General features: G+C 33.3%; 11 protein-coding genes and 1 other RNA gene. 9 read left to right on the top strand and 3 right to left on the bottom strand.

Annotated features, from left to right (window positions below; translation table 11 throughout):
• Positions 1–93 precede the first annotated feature (93 nt).
• The 8 genes from QE431_RS16220 to QE431_RS16185 all read left to right on the top strand — a co-directional run bounded on the left by QE431_RS16220 (position 94) and on the right by QE431_RS16185 (position 13236).
• On the top strand, positions 94–1083 hold the full coding sequence (locus tag QE431_RS16220; RefSeq protein ID WP_307297736.1) for a TlpA disulfide reductase family protein: 990 nt from the start codon (positions 94–96) through the stop codon (positions 1081–1083).
• A gap of 96 nt (positions 1084–1179) precedes the next feature.
• Positions 1180–2652, top strand: a complete 1473-nt coding sequence (locus tag QE431_RS16215) for an aminotransferase class V-fold PLP-dependent enzyme (RefSeq protein ID WP_307297735.1) — start codon at positions 1180–1182, stop codon at positions 2650–2652.
• Positions 2653–2883: 231 nt separating this feature from the next.
• Positions 2884–3663: a polysaccharide deacetylase family protein gene (locus QE431_RS16210; RefSeq protein ID WP_307297733.1), complete on the top strand. Its 780-nt coding sequence runs from the start codon at positions 2884–2886 to the stop codon at positions 3661–3663.
• A gap of 267 nt (positions 3664–3930) precedes the next feature.
• Positions 3931–4179 carry a hypothetical protein gene (locus QE431_RS16205; protein ID WP_057116726.1) on the top strand — a complete coding sequence of 83 codons (249 nt, stop codon included), beginning with the start codon at positions 3931–3933 and terminating at the stop codon, positions 4177–4179.
• 170 nt (positions 4180–4349) lie between these two features.
• Positions 4350–5960 carry a hypothetical protein gene (locus QE431_RS16200; protein ID WP_307297731.1) on the top strand — a complete coding sequence of 537 codons (1611 nt, stop codon included), beginning with the start codon at positions 4350–4352 and terminating at the stop codon, positions 5958–5960.
• A gap of 192 nt (positions 5961–6152) precedes the next feature.
• A complete protein-coding gene (locus QE431_RS16195) occupies positions 6153–6290 on the top strand; it encodes a hypothetical protein (protein WP_157848508.1) in 138 nt (45 codons plus the stop codon).
• 97 nt (positions 6291–6387) lie between these two features.
• Positions 6388–12531 carry a M4 family metallopeptidase gene (locus QE431_RS16190; protein WP_307297729.1) on the top strand — a complete coding sequence of 2048 codons (6144 nt, stop codon included), beginning with the start codon at positions 6388–6390 and terminating at the stop codon, positions 12529–12531.
• 66 nt (positions 12532–12597) lie between these two features.
• Positions 12598–13236: a porin family protein gene (locus tag QE431_RS16185; RefSeq protein WP_134139917.1), complete on the top strand. Its 639-nt coding sequence runs from the start codon at positions 12598–12600 to the stop codon at positions 13234–13236.
• Between the two features lie 71 nt (positions 13237–13307).
• Here the strand turns inward: QE431_RS16185 and ssrA are convergent.
• Together ssrA and QE431_RS16175 are read right to left on the bottom strand one after the other, a co-directional pair.
• Positions 13308–13705, bottom strand: a transfer-messenger RNA (tmRNA) gene (gene ssrA, locus QE431_RS16180).
• A 66-nt stretch (positions 13706–13771) separates the two neighbouring features.
• Positions 13772–14974 (bottom strand): serine hydrolase, encoded by a 1203-nt coding sequence (locus QE431_RS16175; protein WP_307297727.1) that lies wholly within the window; start codon positions 14972–14974, stop codon positions 13772–13774.
• Positions 14975–15214: 240 nt separating this feature from the next.
• Here QE431_RS16175 and QE431_RS16170 point away from each other — a divergent pair, with 240 nt between their 5' ends.
• Positions 15215–16417, top strand: coding sequence for an NAD(P)-dependent oxidoreductase (locus QE431_RS16170; protein ID WP_307297725.1), 1203 nt, complete (start codon positions 15215–15217; stop codon positions 16415–16417).
• A 267-nt stretch (positions 16418–16684) separates the two neighbouring features.
• Here the strand turns inward: QE431_RS16170 and fumC are convergent, their stop codons facing one another.
• Positions 16685–18070, bottom strand: a complete 1386-nt coding sequence (gene fumC / locus QE431_RS16165) for a class II fumarate hydratase (protein ID WP_307297721.1) — start codon at positions 18068–18070, stop codon at positions 16685–16687.
• Positions 18071–18333: the final 263 nt, after the last annotated feature.

Genomic DNA, 18333 nt, shown 5'->3' with positions numbered 1-18333 from the left:
CCCAATATTTTTATTAAACAGCATTTTCTAGAAGCCTTTGTGACTTTGGCCTAGAATTCTTTTGTCCAATCTTAAACTAAAAATCAAAATAAAATGAAAAAAATACTATTAGGCTTTGCGCTACTTTTTGGCTTTACGCAATCTCAGGCACAGGAAAATAATTTACAACTAAAAGGAACTGTTGTAGATACAGTTGTCAATTATGTTTATCTGCAAAAGTTTCATAATAAAATGTTTACCACAATTGATTCGGTAAAAGTAAAAGACGGAAATTTTAGTTTCAAAACTAAAGTGAAAACGCCAGAACTATATGGTTTAAGTGTGAATACAGAAAGCAGTCCTTTGTATATTTTTCTTGAAAAAAGCCCGATTACAGTAAAATTAAGTCCGAAGAAATATTACAGTAATTCTGTAGTCGAAGGTTCTGCTTCTCAAGATTTATTTGAAACTTACAAAAAATCAAAAGATGTAGAAATCAGTAAATTCATTACAGAAAATCCTAATTCAATTGTTTCTGCTTATGTATTGTACAGAAATTGGTCTTACAGATTATCGCCAGAACAAATAAGACAAAATATTGCCTTGCTTGATAAAACCCAGCAAAATACTACTTACGTAAAAGAACTAAAAGATCTTGCCCTTGTTTTGGACGGATTAGCAGTTGGGAAAAAAGCTCCAGATTTTACTGCCAATGATCCTGAGGGAAAACCAATCCGCTTTTATGAAAATTTAAAAGGTTACACTTTAGTCGATTTTTGGGCTTCGTGGTGCGGTCCATGCCGAAGAGAAAATCCAAATATCGTAGCCGCTTATAAAGAATTTCACGATAAGGGATTTAATATTGTTGGAATCTCTTTGGATAAAAAGAAAGAAAACTGGATCAAAGGAATTCAGGATGATAATCTAACCTGGCTGCACGTTTCCGATTTACTTTTTTGGAACAGCGCCGTTGCGAAATTATATGGAATAAGAGCGATTCCTGGAAATTATTTAGTGGATTCGAACGGAATAATCGTAGCCAAAAATCTTCAAGGCGAAGAATTACAGTCTACACTTAAATCGCTTTTAGAGAAAAAAATATGAACGTTTTAAAAACGTAGAGTCAAGTCAAAATGCTTTGCTCACCAAAAAATTAAAGTTCATCAATAAAAAATTTAGTTAATTTAAAATGATCAGGAAATGAATGCTATTGAGACAGAAACACAGCCAATTGAATTAGAATGTTACTTCTCTAAATTTAGAGAAAATACAGTAGGTATAAATCATATTTATAAATCGGTATATGGAAAGCAGAATCTGCTTTACGCCGACTGGGTTGCCAGCGGAAGATTATACAATCCGATCGAAGATATTATGCTTAATAAAATAGGCCCGATGATTGCCAATACGCATTCGCTTTCAAGTCAGACCGGAAAAACGTCTACTTACGCGTATCAACATGCCAGAGATATTATTAAAAAGTCAGTTAACGCAAATGAATCTGATGTTTTAATCACAACAGGAACCGGAATGACTGCTGCTTTATCGAAGCTGCAAAGAATCATGGGACTGCGAACGAGTAATGAAGCAGATAAGCCAGTAGTTTTTATCACACATATGGAACATCATTCGAATCAGGTTTCCTGGTACGAAACAAATGCCGAAGTTGTGATTCTTCCCGCAGATGAAAATAATTTGGTCGATCCTAAAATTCTTTCGGAAGAAATTAAAAAATATGCCGGCAGAAGTTTAAAAATTGGTTCGTTCACAGCTTGCTCGAACGTTACTGGAATTATTACGCCTTATCATGAATTGGCTAAAATCATGCATCAAAACGGTGGACTTTGCTTTGTAGATTTTGCAGCTTCGGCACCTTATGTTAAAATCAACATGCATCCAAAAGATCCAGAGCAGCAGTTAGATGCTGTTTTCTTTTCGCCTCATAAATTTCTTGGCGGACCAGGAACATGCGGTATTTTGGTTTTTAATGAGAAATTATACAAATCAGATTTTCCGGATAATCCAGGCGGTGGAAATGTAAAATGGACCAATCCGCTGGGTAAATATTGTTATAGCGAGGTCATAGAAGTTAGAGAAGATGGTGGGACACCAGGCTTTCTACAAGTAATAAGAACTGCCTTAGCTTTAGAATTAAAAGATAAAATGGGAGTTTCAAACATTAAAAACAGAGAAAAAGAACTGCTTGATCTTTGTTTTTCAAGACTTCAAAAAATAAAAGGTTTGTCCATTCTAGGAGACCTTACAACAGAACGAATTGGCTGTGTTTCTTTTGTCATCGAAGATATTCACTATAACTTAATCGTAAGACTTTTAAATGACCGTTTCGGCATTCAGGTTCGCGGCGGGTGGTCTTGTGCGAGTACATATGCGCATTATCTTTTCAATATAAATGAAAAAAAATCGGCAGAACTTACTAATGAATTATTAGAAAGAAACCAGACCAATAAACCAGGATGGGTTCGTTTGTCACTGCATCCGATTATGACAAACGATGAGGTTACATTTATATGCGATGCAATTGAGCAGATCGCTTTGCATTATAAAAAATGGAAGAAAGATTATGTCTATAATTCGGTTTCAAATGAATTTGAAAATCCAGAAATAAAAGAAACAATTTCAGAAGAAGTAAATGAATGGTTTAAACTGGAATAAGATATTCTATTACTATCACAGATTAAAGCTAACAAGTTTTTTTTAAACCTGTTAGCTTTAGTGTTAGATATTATAAAAGTAATTAGAAGTATAGTATTCTAAGAAGATCAGTAGAGGAAAATATGTTTTCGTTTGTTGCAGCGTGTAAGTAAAATATCTCAAAAAGTGTTTATATTTGAATGATTCTATTCTTTAAAGAATATTTAAAATTTCAATTTAATTCAACTCTGTATGAAGCTATTTTTTCTCAAGACAATGCTTTTTTTAATGTTCTTAAGTTTTTTTTCCTGTAATACTAAAAACGAAAAACCTGAGCCAAAACCTTATAAGGCTGGTGTGATTTTGTCTTTTGATGATGCGTACGTAGATGAGTGGGCTGAAGCTGATGCCGCTTTGAAAAAATATTCTTGGAAAGCAACTTTCAATGTCTGCAGAATAGATTCTATTGGAGAACCTCAAATTAAAAAACTTCTTCAAATGCAGAAAGAAGGGCATGAAATTGCTGGCCACGGTTATCATCATTATAATGCTGTGAAATTTGTACAAAAAAACGGAATAGACGAGTATATGAAGCAGGAAATAGAACCAATGATTGCTTCGATGAAAAAGAAATCTTTTAATGTTACTTCTTTTGCCTATCCTTACGGCGAAAGGTCTCAAGAACTTGATAAGGCTTTATCAAGCAAATTTAAAATTATTAGAGGCAGGGCATTTGGAGGTGAAGTTCCTGAAAAGCAGGACAGTTATTTTAATAATTCAAAAATTGTATTTGCATTCGATATCGATAACAGCCATATTCATTTTAGTATTCCATATCTTTTGGAGTTATTAGATTACGCGAAGAAAAATGATAAGATCTTGATTTTATGCAGTCACAAACCAGTTAAAAATGTAACCGAAAATTATCAGACCAAAATCGAAACCTTAGAATTTGTCTGTAAGTACATGAAACTTAACGGACTTAAATTTTACACTTTATCAGATTTAGATAATTTACTTCCTGAAGAATAATAGATTTTAAAGATAAGCTTGATCAGTTTTTATTTATTATTACTTTGAGTTTATATTGTTGCAAAAAACAATCTTCAAATTTAATATTGTTGCAAATTATAACTTGCAACATCTTTGTAAAACAAATGGCGTTTTAAATTTATAATTTAGTATAGAAATAATTTACTTCTTAGTTCCTAAAAGAAATTTTATGGAATTATTTTCTTCTCTTAGAGACTGTTAATCATAGATTAAAAGTGTAAAAATTTATATTTTAAATTCTAAATTATGACTGTGCCTGAAGAATTATACAATATCAAATTTGCGGAATATTTTGAATCTATGAAAGTTCTCTACTTAACAAATGATAAGTTTAGAACCATCTGTGATGATTATTGCAGTAATGTTGTCAATGCACAGGTTTATAAGAAACGGTTTGAAAAAAATTTTCGACGTAAGCTGGAATGTGAAAATTTATCAAAAGAACTAGAAGAAGAAATATTGTTTTTTATGATAAGAAGCACAGATGAATCTTAAAAATTGAGACTCTATTTCAATCAATTTTTTACATATACTTTTTAAAAATTTTATAAAAAACATTTCCTAGATATTTAAGTTTTCGGCAGCAGAATGCTTTTTAAGAGTTTTATTTAGGATTTAGCTTTCTATATTGTTTAAATTTGGAATTCCCAATAGAATTTTTAAAAATGATACCACGATTATTTTTTTTATGGCTTTTTTTGCTTCCCCTTACTATTTATTCACAGTCAACACAAGAACTGATAGATAGTGTAAATACTACTAACAATCATCAGAAAAAAGTAGAACTGTGTCGCAAAATTGCTTTAAGATTACAAAAAACAGATTGGGAAAGAGCTATAAAATACATAGAACTGGCTGAGACTGAAGCTAAAAAAACAAAAGAATCTGAACTTACCTTGGCTGGTGTTTATATTACATCAGGCAAAATGTATTCTGCGAGAGAGGTATTAGATGTTGCCCTTCAGTATTATTTAAAAGCCTATGATATCTACAAAAAAAATGGCAACCTTGAAGAAGCATCCAAATTAGAAAACAATCTTGCGATTATCTATGCACAAGGGAAAAATAAAGAAAAAGCACTGCAATGTTTCTTAAACGTATATCGTTTTCAAAAGTCAAAAAATGATGCTGTAAAACTGGTCAAAATTTTAAATAATATTGGGACTTTATATCTCAGTCGAAATTTAGATTCTTCATTGCATTATTTTCATAAAGCCGAAGGACTAAATAAAAGTTTAAAAAATGATGATCTAAAGGTTTACGTATTCACTAATCTTGCAAGAGCATATGTTTTGAAAAAAAATAAGACACAAGCTGATGAGTATTTTGACAAAGCTTTTTCTTTATTGAGCAATCGTGTTGATAATTTACTGCAGGCTTTTGTATATCAGTCTTTTTCTCAATATAATTTAAAAGAAAAAAACTATGATACCGTAATTGTAAACGCAAAGAAAGGTTTAGAATTATGCAGCGAAAATGTATATAGTTCTTCTGGTTTAGACCTCAATAAAATGCTTTATGAAGTTTATGTAATTAAGAAGGATTATAAAAATGCTGTTTATTATTTTCAGAAATATAATGCCATTAAGGATAGTATAAATATTGAAGAAAAGACAGTAAACATTGAAAGAATAAAGCTGGAACAGGATTACAAAGCCAGAACCCAGATAAAGATGCTTATTGAGCAAAAAAAGCGATTTAAATATTATGTAGTTGGTTTAATATTGGTTATCGGGATATTGATTTTAATTATTTTACTGATAAAATACCGCAACAAGAATATTAAAAATCAGCTCGAAAAAGAGAAATTAAAGACAAAAATGCAAGCCTTAAACGAAAGTTTGGAAGCCAAAAAAAAGGTTCTCATAGGAAAGGCAATGGCAGAAATACATCGTACAGACAGCATTAACGAAATCCTGACGGATCTTAAACAGATTAAACTCAAAACTGTTAATAAAGAAATGCAGCAGGCTATTGATATAGTTTTAAAGCGTCTTGAGAAGAATTTGAATACAGACATCTGGAAAGAATTTGAAATAAGTTTTGAGCAGGTTCATAAATCTTTTTTCGACAAATTAACGGAGGATTATCCTTCTCTTACTCCAAAAGATCGAAGATTATGTGCACTTTTATATCTGGATTTAACCACAAAAGAAATCTCTCAAATTACAGGACAATCCTTTAAATCTATCGAAAATGCCCGAACGAGACTGCGTAAAAAGTTTGATTTAACCAACGAAAAGGTAAATCTCTCCACTTATCTCAATACAATTTAACGTATTTAACATCATAAAATAAACCAAGCTAATGATCTGATTTAGTTTGGTTTATTTTTTTTTGAGTGCTTTCTGGGTGGAACTTTTCTGCCTCAGAGTGTTTTTGCAATAGTCCTTTTTTGCATAAACACATAATCTCCATTCTACATTTACCAAATCGATTAGCGCGCAGATCGAAGTAAATAAATTAGAATGAATAGGAAGAAAAAAGATATCCCTCCTAAAAGTTTAGAACAACTCTTAGAAGAAACAGAAACAAAAAAGAAAACCCTTTTAAAAATTCTAGAAAAAATAACAAAAGAAAATCCTAAAGATCAAACTCCGAATTGATTTTTAGAAACTGCTTTTATGGTTTTGCTATGAGCCATCGAAGCACAATATTTATTAACCAAGCATACTATATTATTAATTTTTAAATTTAAAACGAATGAACCAAATTTACTTTAAAACCAAGTATTTGTTTGTTTTGTTAGGTTTCTTTGTCTGTTCCGTAGGAATGGCTCAGTCACCTGTTCCCAACAAACTAAAGGGCAATGCAGTAATGGCATTAGGATCACCAACTTTAAGCAGGACAAAAGATAAGGTTTCTAAAAATGCCAGTGATTCATATTCAAGTCAGAATAATGATGCTGCAAATCTTCTCACTCAAAAAGAAGAAAAAATAAACGGAATAGAACTTTCTGATGCTGAAACTGAAGCAGTAAAGAAGAAGGAACAGGAAAGCCAAAAATTATACGGACAAAATCTAAGTAGTACGGTACAAAAAACAAATCCGCAGGATTCAGTTAGTACAAAGGTTAAGTCTTTTGCAAAAACTGCAAACGTAACGGCTAAAAATATATTTGAGGTTAAAAAAGGCGATTTTGATTTAGCTGCGTCCGATAAAATGCAGGTAAAATCAGTTTCTGATACTCATGGGAGAACAGTAGTTACGTATCAGCAAATGCATAACTCGGTTCCTGTTGAAGGAGCAATTTATAAGGTGAGAGAAAATAAAACTAAAATTGATGCATTTGGTGCAACGGCTAAGAAATTAACGGTAAGCAGCAATTATAAAATAAATGCAGCGACAGCTTTAGACAATGCGCTTAAAGCCGTAAATGCACAGCAATATATTTGGGAGAGTAAAAAATTAGGTTCTTTAGTTAATAAAAACATTAGCACAAAACCACAGGGGGAGCTGGTTTATGTTGGACCTAATTTTTCTTCTGAATTAAAAGAATATTACCTGGCTTGGAAATTTAATATTTATGCGACAAATCCGCAATCAAGTCATACCATTTATGTAGATGCAAATACAGGAAAAATAGTTTTAAACCTTGATTTAAGTCGTGATGCTGCTTTTGGAGATCAGAGTTTAGGAAAAGGTAAATCAAGATATGCTGGAGAAGTAGTTTTTAATACCAAACAATATGCTGACGGATACAGACTAGAAGGTCTGCAAGGTAAATATAAAGTACCAATGGTTACTTGGAATATGAACCATGCCGAGCATGCTGCAGATGAGGTAATCACAGAATTTGTTGATGAAGATAATATTTGGAATGAACTGCATAACAAAGATCACGATGAGGTTGCTATGGATATTCATTGGGGTATGCAGAAAACCATAGAATATTATGGTGAAAGGTTTAATCGAAATAGTATCGATGATAAAGGAATGACCATTATTGGTCTTGCGCATTTAGGCACTAATGTCGAAAATGCTTCATGGACTGGCGGATGGGCACAATTTGGAGATGGTTATGGTACGCCGTATGTTGGTTTAGGAATTACAGCCCACGAATTAACTCACGGTGTAACAGGTTTAACCGCCGACTTAATTTATCAAGGAGAATCGGGAGCGATGAATGAATCTTTCAGTGATATCTTTGGTACGTGTGTTGAATTTTATGTTGGAAAAGACAAAAAAGAAGATATTTGGATGCTTGGAAGTGAGTTGTACACTCATGGCAGTATGAGAAATATGGGTAACCCAAAAGCGCAGGGTCAGCCTGATACGTATGGAGGAATAAATTGGATAAGTCCAACAAATGTTAGTTACGATAATGGCGGCGTGCACATTAACAGCGGTATCACGAATTATTGGTTTTACCTTTTAAGCGAAGGTGGTCAAGGTGTAAATGACCTTAATAATAGTTATGATGTTAAAGCTATTGGTCTGACTAAAGCAGAAAAAATTGCCTACATAACACTAACAGAGTATTTATCGCCTTCTTCAAACTTTAGCGATATGCGTCAGGCAACCTTAATGGTTACAGAAGATTTATACGGAATAGGTTCTGAAGAATACAAACAAGTTAGTAATGCCTGGTACGCAATTGGTATTGGAACTGCTTATGCAGATAAACAAATAGCACTTGTTTCTGTTGAAAATCCTGTGGCATCCTGTGGTTCTTTAAAAGGAGATGAGCCTTTTTATATTAAATTTAAAAATACAGGCTCAACTGTAATTAAAGCAAATGAGGTTTTAAATTATAAGTTGAGATTAATGGTGCCAGGTTTTGGCGGCAGATTGAATGAAATTTACGGCAGTAATGGCGTTATTAATTTTGATAAAGATTTGGCATCTGGTGAAGAAACGATTGTAAAAATTCAGGAAAAACTTCCTTACTTAATAAGCACGACTAAATTAAACTATGTAGAAGTTAAATTTGATTTTGCTCCAGTTACAGAATTTGGCGCAAAAGATGGAATTTCTTTTACTACAAGTTTTATGGTTGTTCCAGAGCAAAAAGATTTTGATCTTAAAGTAGTAGGATTAAATCTTCCGGAATATACCGGCACTTCGCTGTCAGCAAATCATGCACTAACAGCAACGATCTATAATGTGGGCTGTAAAGATATACCAGCAGGATCTCAATTAAAAGTGGGATATGCAGATACAGCTTCTGGAAATCAAACCATCTGGAAAGATATAACGTTAAGCACTGCATTTAAAGGAAATACAGAAATGACAATTCCTTTTGATGGAACAATTGATTTATCAGCAGCAGGTCTGCATACTTATGAAGCTTTTGTATCATACAGCCAAGATCCTGTAGCGGCTAATAATAGTGCTATAAGTGCTTCGTACAGCGGTATTATTACTCAGTTTCCTTACAATCAAAATTTTGAAAGAACACCGGGAGGCTGGTATTCAAAATCACTGGCTACCAATCAAAAATTTATTTGGCAGGCATCTTCTTATTCATTTAGAGATACAAAATCGAAATATTTGTGGGCTACTGAAAACCTTGCAAATGCTTCTGAAAGAATGGCTTTGAATGCTGATTTTACATTACAATCGCCAGTATTCGATTTTAGTAATGTTGCCTCTCCGTATGTTGAGTTTGATATTATTTCATTGTTTCACAATGGATATGATGGATTAGTGGTAGAATATTCTGAAGATAATCAAAACTGGAAAAAAGTTACCGGTATCGATTATCCTTCAACTTTACATATTTATGATGATGGTGTATTGTCAGGCCCATGGTTTACTGGAATTAATAATGATTTTAGTAAAAAGCCAATTGGTATTCGCTTAAGTGAACTTGCAGGTAAAAAAGGAGCGATTCGTTTTCGTGTTGCTACAGATGATTATAATGACGGATTCTTAGGAGCCTTTATAGATAATATTCATCTAGATAATGCACCTTATGACTTGGTGCTTTTAGATGCAAAAATAGATGCTGGAAGTTGTAAAATTGACAATACTAATACAACAATAACTACTAAAATCATCAATAATTTTGCGACAAAAGCAGAGCAGGTAAATGTTGCCGTAAAAATTCTTGATAATTTACAAAATGAAGTTTATTCAAAAACAGAAAAAGTGGCATTGGCATTTACTAAGTATAGAGATACCATAACGTACGCTATTCCGAATATTGATTTAAAAAGCATTGGTACTAATACCATTAAAGTTTCTGTATTTCCTGATGATATGACTCAGGATATCAAGCCAGAAAATAATACTTACACTTTTGATTACGATAATTGGAACAATGAAGATGAGAAAATAGCGGTGCTGCCTTATACAATGGATTTTGAAGATGCAGCTGGATATAAAGGATGGAGAACTTTTGAAAACAAAGGTGCTGCAGGCTGGAAACTCGGAACATACTTAGATTTAAGGTCTCCAAGTTTTTACCTAACAGAGCATACAAAATTTATGGCCAGTAACGATGATATTTGTAACTGCGACGCTGCAAATGATATGTTGACTTCTCCTGTGCTGGATTTGAGCAATTACAAAGAAGCACACTTGACATTTGATGCCTTTGGAGATGGCGCTGGAATTTCTGACGGATATGTAAAAGTAAGTACAGATGGTGGTAAAACCTGGGAACAGGCATTTAAAATGTATTACATTAATAACTGGATAGAATATCACGTAGATTTAACTCCGTATGCAGGAAAACCTTGTGTTATTGTAGCATTCCAGCACGATGATAATGGGTTATTTGCTAATGGTTTTGCAGTAGATAATATTAAGATTACAGAGAAATCAGAATATGTACAGTTATCTGATTTAAGTGTACCTGAAATTGTTTACGAAGATGTACCTTCTCACCAATTTTTTATTGGGGCAAGAAATGTATTTTATAAAAAAGTAGAAAAAGCTTCGATAGAATATCAAATTACCCAAAATGGTAAAGCTGTCGGTGAACCAATTGTTTTAGAACGAAATGATCAGATCCTACAGTATCAAACAATTGTTTACACATTAGATGGTCTTCCGAAGTTGGAACCAGGAAATTACGAAATCAATGTAAAAGTAATTACAAACGGCCAGCCAAAAGCTGAAGCGGCAACTCTTACAAAATCTTTTCAGGTTGTGGCTAAGGCACCGACTCTAGATATTGAAACTTTTTCAAGTGTAGCTCAGGGTTCAATATTTGGAACAAATGGTTACACTTCAAATCAAAGTGATGATAATTATCCGTGGAGAGCTGTTCCAAAGCCAGATAATACAAATCTGACACTGCCGAAAAAAGATCATACAGGAGATACTTTAGGAACAATGCTTTACAATCAGCTTGAATATTATGCAATTAATGGAGAAATGGTTTCGCCAATGTATAAGTTATCTGAAAATGCAACTTCTTTAGAATTTTACTATGCAATGCAATGTAATTATAGGAACTCATTCAGCATAGATATTAAAACGCAAGGTGGTGGATGGACAGAAATATGGAAAGACGCTAAACAAGGAACTTATTCAGATACTGATTGGCAAAGAGGAGCAGTAAACGTAAGTAAATATGCAGGAAAATCTGTAATGCTTCGACTTAGACATGCTAAAGAAGGCGGATACTCTTATATGGTTTTAGATGATTTAAAAATAATCAGCGAACCTGTTTTAGATGTATCTGTGCAAATAATGTCACCAAAAGATATATGCGGCGGTTCTGAATTTAAAGTAAAGCTGACAAATGAAGGACAAATTGCAATTCCTGCAAATAGTATTCAATTAGATGTGGAATATATCAATACAAATGAAACTATTTCAGAAGCTATTGAATCAGGAATTCCAGTTGGCGAAAGCGTAGAATATATTTTAAAGAAACAGCCTAAACTTGATAACAGCGGAGATTCTCATGTGTTTAATGTTATCGCCAAATTGGAAAATGACGGTATTGCACAAAACAATAAAGTCGAAAATTATCTTTATCAAGGAACAACATCAGATTTTAAAATATTTGATAGTCCAGTAATTCATGGATATGCAGGCAAAAGCTTATATATTGATGCCCAAACTAATTTTAATTCAGATAAATTAAAAGTTGCTTCATACAAATGGAGTACAGGTGAAAGTACTAATGGTATCGAAATAAATAAAGCTGGAGATTACTCTGTAACGATAACAACCAAAAACGGATGTACGCTTACAGAAAAGATTACGGCAACATTTGATACTTTCGAATCTGACTTAGTTAGTGGAGCTGTCTGCGGTCCAGAAGTTGTTTTAAATCCTGGAAATTATAAATCATACGAATGGTTTGATGGTTCAACAGAGCCAACTTACAAGACAACAGAAAGCGGCGATTATTTTGTAACGGTTTATAATGAAAATGGAATTGGTAAAACTTTTAGTACTACGATTTCAATTTTGGAGAACAACATTGTACCAGAAATTCAGGTTGTGGGAGAGAAGAAATTAACAACTTCGGTTGAAGGAACATCTTACCAATGGTTTTTAAATGAAAGACCAATACCAAACGCAACTGAAAAATCTATAATTACAATTTGGGAAGGAAATTACAGCCTTCAAGTAACAAATAATAATGGATGTAATAGTATGTCAGCACCATTTGATTCAAAAGGTATGCTTGTTGGAAAAATAACAAATCCTTTTAGAGTATTCCCTAATCCAGCTGTTGATAATGTAAACCTATTTTTAGCTGAAAAGATTGATGGGCAGGCAGAAATCAAAATGTATGCAATGGATGGTAAAGCTGTATGGAGTAAAACGTATTCAAGTATTCCATCAAATGTAAATCTAAGCGGATTAACTTCTGGAGTTTATGTTTTAGAGTGCGCTGTACAAGGCAAGAAATACACAGCTAAGGTTATTAAAAAATAACAAATTAAGATAGAAATACGGCAGCTTTCCTTTTTGAGAGCTGCCATTCTTAAACAAATATTATCTATGAAAAAATATATGCTTATATGCACACTCTTTTTAGGTGTGACTGTTATGGCTCAAACTGAAAAAGTCAAGCTCGGTGTAAAAGCGGGTTTAAATTTAGCAAATCTTACTTTTGATGAAAGTGAATTGAATTCATCAAGCAAAACGGGATTTACTGCAGGATTAATGGTCGAAATTCCAGTGGCGAAAAACTTTTCAATTCAACCAGAATTATTGTACAGCCAGCAGGGAACAAAAATCTCCTTTTCTGATCAGGATGTAACCAATTCCAATTATAAAAGCACAATAGACTTAAACTATTTGAATATTCCTGTAATGCTAAAATATTATGTGCTAAAAGGATTAAGTGTGCAGGCAGGACCTCAAATAGGAATACTTCTAAAAGCTAATAATGAATATCACGATAATTTTTTAGGTTACGACAATCATGAAAATTTAGATTTGAAAAAATACTCAACAGGTATTGATACTTCTGTAAACTTTGGATTGGGTTATCAATATAAAGATAAGTTTTACACAGACCTACGATATAATCTATCATATTCTAATGTTTTTAAAGAAAGTGATGTCAGTTATGTTATCAATAATGACATGAAGAATAGAGTTTTCCAAATAACGATTGGTTATTTTTTTAAATAACGTGAATTAGTAAAAAGCGGTTTAATTAAGTACATAAAAAAAGCCTGTAAACAAATAGTTTACAGGCTTTTTTGTGGAGTCGCCGGGAATCGAACCCGGGTCCAAACAAGCAACTAAAGAGCTTTCTACACGCTTATTTCCTGATTAGATTTTCGATGTTAAGCTAGGCCAGAAACAGCCACCGAACACTTATCTTCTTAATTTTCGAAACCCACCCGAAGCTCATGGGTATCTAGGTTTATTTTTACGGTTCTCCTTGACGGAACGCCACAAACCAAGGCTTTCCAGGAGAATCCAGCTTCTCTACCTTGTAGAGACGTGGCGCAATCTTACTATGATTCGGATTATGCAGCTAAAGCGTAATTATTTTCGCCGTGTAAAAGTTCGAGATCTTATATTTACGAGCAAGGTCTCAATGCTCGACGTGCTTACTGTTCAATTCGACTTGCTGTCAAAACCAGTCGACCCCAAAAATAGGATTGCAAATTTATGCTATTTGAAATTACTTTATGCTAAAATTTTCAGAAAAATTTTCTTATTCTTCGTCTTTAAAATTAAAAGGATAATCTCCAAAAATCGGCGCTAATTTGCGAACTGCATAAGTGTTTCTTGTCATCTTATTGGAAAGCGCAATTATGGTAACTCCTTCTTTCATTAAAGTAATATACGACGAAGTATTGCCATGCCACCAGCCATTATGAAAGTAAAAATTCTGACCAGTTTCCCAATTAATCATTCTAATTCCAAGACCGTAATTTTTAGTCCCTTTACGTTCGTTGCTATAGCCTGTATAAACTTGTTTCAATAATTCAGGTTTTAAAAAGTCAGGTGATTGTCTCGCGCGGTCAAATTTTAAAAGATCTCGTGCCGTTGAAAATACATTTTTGTCTCCGTACACATTATCCAAATAATCGAAACCAATTTCTACACCGTTTCCTTTGTAAGAAGGAACAATTTTCTTTCTGTCCTTATCATCGTCAAAAACATAAGTATGCGTCATTCCTAATGGTTTAAAAATCATCTGAGACATCGCCTCTTTATAACTTAAACCAGTAATTTTCTCAATAATAAGAGCCAGCATTGCATAATTGGTATTGCAATAACTAAAACGTGTTCCAGTTTTAGATTCCAAACCAATGTCTTTTGTTGCTAAAATATTCAGAATGTCTTTGTTTGTTAATTGATTATGTCTATCCCAAACAGATTTATCTCTATCTGTAAAATAAGCATAATTACGCATTCCAGTACGATGACTTAAAAGCATTCTGATTGTGCAGTCTTCGTATGGAAATGTCTTTAAAATAGTATTTACCTTCTGGTCTAAATCAATTTTACCTGCATTTACGAGTTTTAAAACCGCTGTAGCTGTCAAAACTTTACTGACAGAAGCAATTTGTACAGGTGTTTCTGGAGTTATTTTAGTACCTTCATTTTTATTAGCAAACCCATTATATCTTTCAAAAATAATCTGGCCGTTTCTTGCCACTAAAAAACTGCCATTCATAGTATTATTAGGCCAGTTTTTATTGTAAAAATGATTAATTCTACCAACAACCGAATTTTTATAGGTCTGTGAAATTTTCTTTTCAGCACCTAACGGCTTCATTTTAGGTAATGTATCTTCGACTGTAGGAGTAGTATCTGTTTGTGTATTTTTGTTTTTACCACATGAACTCAAAACTAGAACTGAGAAAAGTATTTGTGGTATCTTTGTTTTTTTAAGGAAAATCATTTGCATCGTTCTTTAAAAACAAATATATCGAATTCAATTTTGTTGTTTTCTCAATTTATACAGTTTAATTTATTCTTTTTAACATAATTTTAAGAGTTGTAAATTTTATTTGTTTGTTTTTCAGCTTGTAACGTTTTTGAAGCATTCTAAATAGTATTTTGGAAACAAAAATTTAACTAAATTTGTTATATTTGAAACAAATACAGTATAAAAAGTTATATTATTGAATATTAAAATCATTTATAAATGAAGTTTGGAATCATAAAAGAAAGAAAAAATCCACCAGATAGAAGAGTTGTATTTTCTCCAAATGAACTCACAAGATTAAAGCAGCTTTATCATGATGCTTCTGTAAAAGTAGAAAGTTCGGATATTAGAATATTTTCTGATGAGGATTATAAAAATATGGGAATCACCGTTACTGAAGATGTTTCAGATTGTGATGTTTTATTTGGTGTGAAAGAAGTTCCTGTCGAAGATTTGATTCCAAACAAAGCCTATTTCTTTTTTTCTCATACGATTAAAAAACAACCTCACAATAGAAAATTATTGCAGGCAATCTTAGAAAAAAATATTGATTTGTATGACCACGAAACCATTGTTGACGAACATGACCGCCGTTTAATTGGTTTTGGACGTTATGCTGGAATGGTTGGTGTTTATAACGGAATTCGTGCTTTCGGAATTAAATTCGAGTTATTTAAGTTACCAAAAGCTGAAACACTTTCAGGAAAAGAAGCTTTGATAATGCACTTAAAACGTATTACAATGCCGGCCTTAAAATTTGTAATTACTGGGACTGGAAAGGTTGGGAGCGGCGCTAAAGAAATTTTGGATGCTATAAAAGTAAAAGAAATTACGGTTGATAATTATTTGACGAAAAAATATGCGCAGGCAGTGTATGTGCAGCTTGATGTTTTGGAATATAACAAAAGAAAAGACGGACAGGTTTTAGATTTTAATGATTTTGTGAATCATCCAGAAGAATATGAATCTGATTTTGAAAGATTCACCAAAGTGTCTGATATTTACTTTGCAGGACATTTTTATGCCAGTAATGCACCAATGATTTTAACTAAAGAAATGCTGAATGCCAGCGATTGTAAGTTAAAAGTCGTGGCAGATATTTCCTGCGATGTAAATGGACCGATTGCGAGTACAGTTCGTTCTTCGACAATTGCAGAACCTTTGTACGGATATTTTCCTTTAGAAGATAAAGAAGTTGATTTCTTCCATCCCGCAGCAGTTGCTGTTATGGCAGTAGATAATCTTCCATGCGAAATTCCAAAAGATGCCAGCGAAGGTTTTGGAGAACAATTTATGGAACACGTAATTCCTGCTTTCTTCAACGGTGATAAAGACGGAATTCTAAAAAGAGCCAAAATCACAGAAAACGGTAAATTAACAGAGAGATTCAGTTACTTACAAGATTATGTCGACGGAAAATGATTTTTTAATTGTGAATGGTGAATGGTGAATGGTGAATTGTGAATGATTAATGGTTAATTGTGAATTATAAAAGGTTAAAAAAAAAAGGATTTCTCAATTTGAGAAATCCTTTTTTTTTTAAATAATAGTTACCATCAACCATCAACCATCAACCATCAACCATCAACCATCAACCATCAACCATCAACCATCAACCATCAACCATCAACCATCAACCATCAACCATCAACCATCAACCATCACCATCAACCATCAACCATCAAAAATTTAAACCATCTCCTCAGGTTTTACCCAAGCATCAAAATCTTCTGGAGTTACGTAGCCTAAACGAACTGCTTCATCTTTTAGAGTAGTTCCGTTTTTGTGTGCGGTTTGTGCGATTTCGGCAGCTTTGTAGTAACCGATTTTAGTATTTAAGGCCGTAACCAGCATCAATGAATTGTCTACTAATTCTTTAATGCGTTTGTGATTCGGTTCGATACCTTGTGCACAATGTTCGTCAAAAGAAACACAAGCGTCGCCTAATAATTGTGCCGATTGTAAAAAGTTAGCTGCCATAACAGGTTTGAAAACGTTCAATTCATAATGTCCCTGCATTCCTCCAACGGCAATTGCCATATCATTTCCGATAACTTGTGCGCAAACCATTGTAAGGGCTTCACATTGCGTAGGATTTACTTTTCCAGGCATAATAGAAGAACCTGGCTCATTTTCAGGGATATGGATTTCTCCAATTCCAGAACGTGGACCAGAAGCTAACATTCTTATATCATTCGCAATTTTATTTAAAGAAACGGCTAATTGTTTTAAAGCTCCGTGAGTTTCAACAATTGCATCGTGTGCAGCAAGAGCTTCAAATTTGTTTTCTGCTGTTACAAACGGATGATTCGTAAATTGTGCAATGTATTCTGCAACTTTTACATCATAACCTTTTGGGGTGTTTAGTCCTGTTCCAACCGCAGTTCCGCCCAATGCAATTTCAGATAAGTGCGATAAAGTATTTTTTAGGGCTTTTAAGCCAAAAGCTAATTGCGCGGCGTAACCAGAAATTTCCTGGCCTAAGGTTAATGGTGTTGCATCCATTAAATGTGTACGACCGATTTTTACAACATCTGCATATTCTGCTGCTTTTTGAGCTAAGGTAGCATGCAGTTTTTCAACACCTGGAATAGTCGTTTCAACAACCATTTTATAGGCTGCAATATGCATTCCGGTTGGGAAAGTATCATTGGATGATTGTGATTTATTTACATCGTCGTTGGCTTTGATGAATTGCTCGCCTTCGCCAATTTCAAAACCTTTAAGCACCTGCGCGCGATTTGCAATAACTTCGTTTACATTCATGTTACTTTGCGTTCCAGAACCTGTCTGCCAGATTACCAGAGGAAATTGATCGTCTAGTTTTCCTTCTAGAATTTCATCGCACACAGCTGCAATTGCATCTCTTTTTTCTATTGGCAGAACTCCTAAATCGTAATTTGCATAAGCTGCAGCTTTTTTTAGATAAGCAAAACCTTCTATGATTTCCTTTGGCATTGAAGCCGAGGGCCCGATTTTAAAATTATTTCTAGAACGTTCTGTTTGTGCACCCCAATATTTATCGGCTGGGACTTGAACTTCGCCCATGGTGTCTTTTTCTATTCTGTATTTCATTTTTTTGTTTGTAAAATGTTATTTGAAAATGTGAAATGTTATTTGTAAAATTGAAACTTCTTTTGAAAACGAGTGCCCTAGCCCTGATGGAAGCGGCATCCTTTTTGTTTTTTCTTTAAAAACAAAAAGATACAGCGGACAGCAGGATACAGCTCCTGAAAATTATTATGATTTGAAATGAACTCTTTATTTAAAAGGTTTCACGTTCAAAAAAAAGCTTATTTAAAATGAGTATAAATATACGGATAAATGTTATTTAACGA

The sequence above is a fragment of the Flavobacterium sp. SORGH_AS_0622 genome (assembly GCF_030818825.1).
GTDB lineage: Bacteria > Bacteroidota > Bacteroidia > Flavobacteriales > Flavobacteriaceae > Flavobacterium.
This window is presented reverse-complemented; position numbering and strand designations above follow the sequence as displayed.

Coding starts and splice junctions, on each gene's coding strand:
- QE431_RS16220 (WP_307297736.1), top strand. CDS start 94: ATGAAAAAAATACTATTAGGCTTTGCGCTACTTTTTGGCTTTACGCAA.
- QE431_RS16215 (WP_307297735.1), top strand. CDS start 1,180: ATGAATGCTATTGAGACAGAAACACAGCCAATTGAATTAGAATGTTAC.
- QE431_RS16210 (WP_307297733.1), top strand. CDS start 2,884: ATGAAGCTATTTTTTCTCAAGACAATGCTTTTTTTAATGTTCTTAAGT.
- QE431_RS16205 (WP_057116726.1), top strand. CDS start 3,931: ATGACTGTGCCTGAAGAATTATACAATATCAAATTTGCGGAATATTTT.
- QE431_RS16200 (WP_307297731.1), top strand. CDS start 4,350: ATGATACCACGATTATTTTTTTTATGGCTTTTTTTGCTTCCCCTTACT.
- QE431_RS16195 (WP_157848508.1), top strand. CDS start 6,153: ATGAATAGGAAGAAAAAAGATATCCCTCCTAAAAGTTTAGAACAACTC.
- QE431_RS16190 (WP_307297729.1), top strand. CDS start 6,388: ATGAACCAAATTTACTTTAAAACCAAGTATTTGTTTGTTTTGTTAGGT.
- QE431_RS16185 (WP_134139917.1), top strand. CDS start 12,598: ATGAAAAAATATATGCTTATATGCACACTCTTTTTAGGTGTGACTGTT.
- QE431_RS16175 (WP_307297727.1), bottom strand. CDS start 14,974: ATGCAAATGATTTTCCTTAAAAAAACAAAGATACCACAAATACTTTTC.
- QE431_RS16170 (WP_307297725.1), top strand. CDS start 15,215: ATGAAGTTTGGAATCATAAAAGAAAGAAAAAATCCACCAGATAGAAGA.
- fumC (WP_307297721.1), bottom strand. CDS start 18,070: ATGAAATACAGAATAGAAAAAGACACCATGGGCGAAGTTCAAGTCCCA.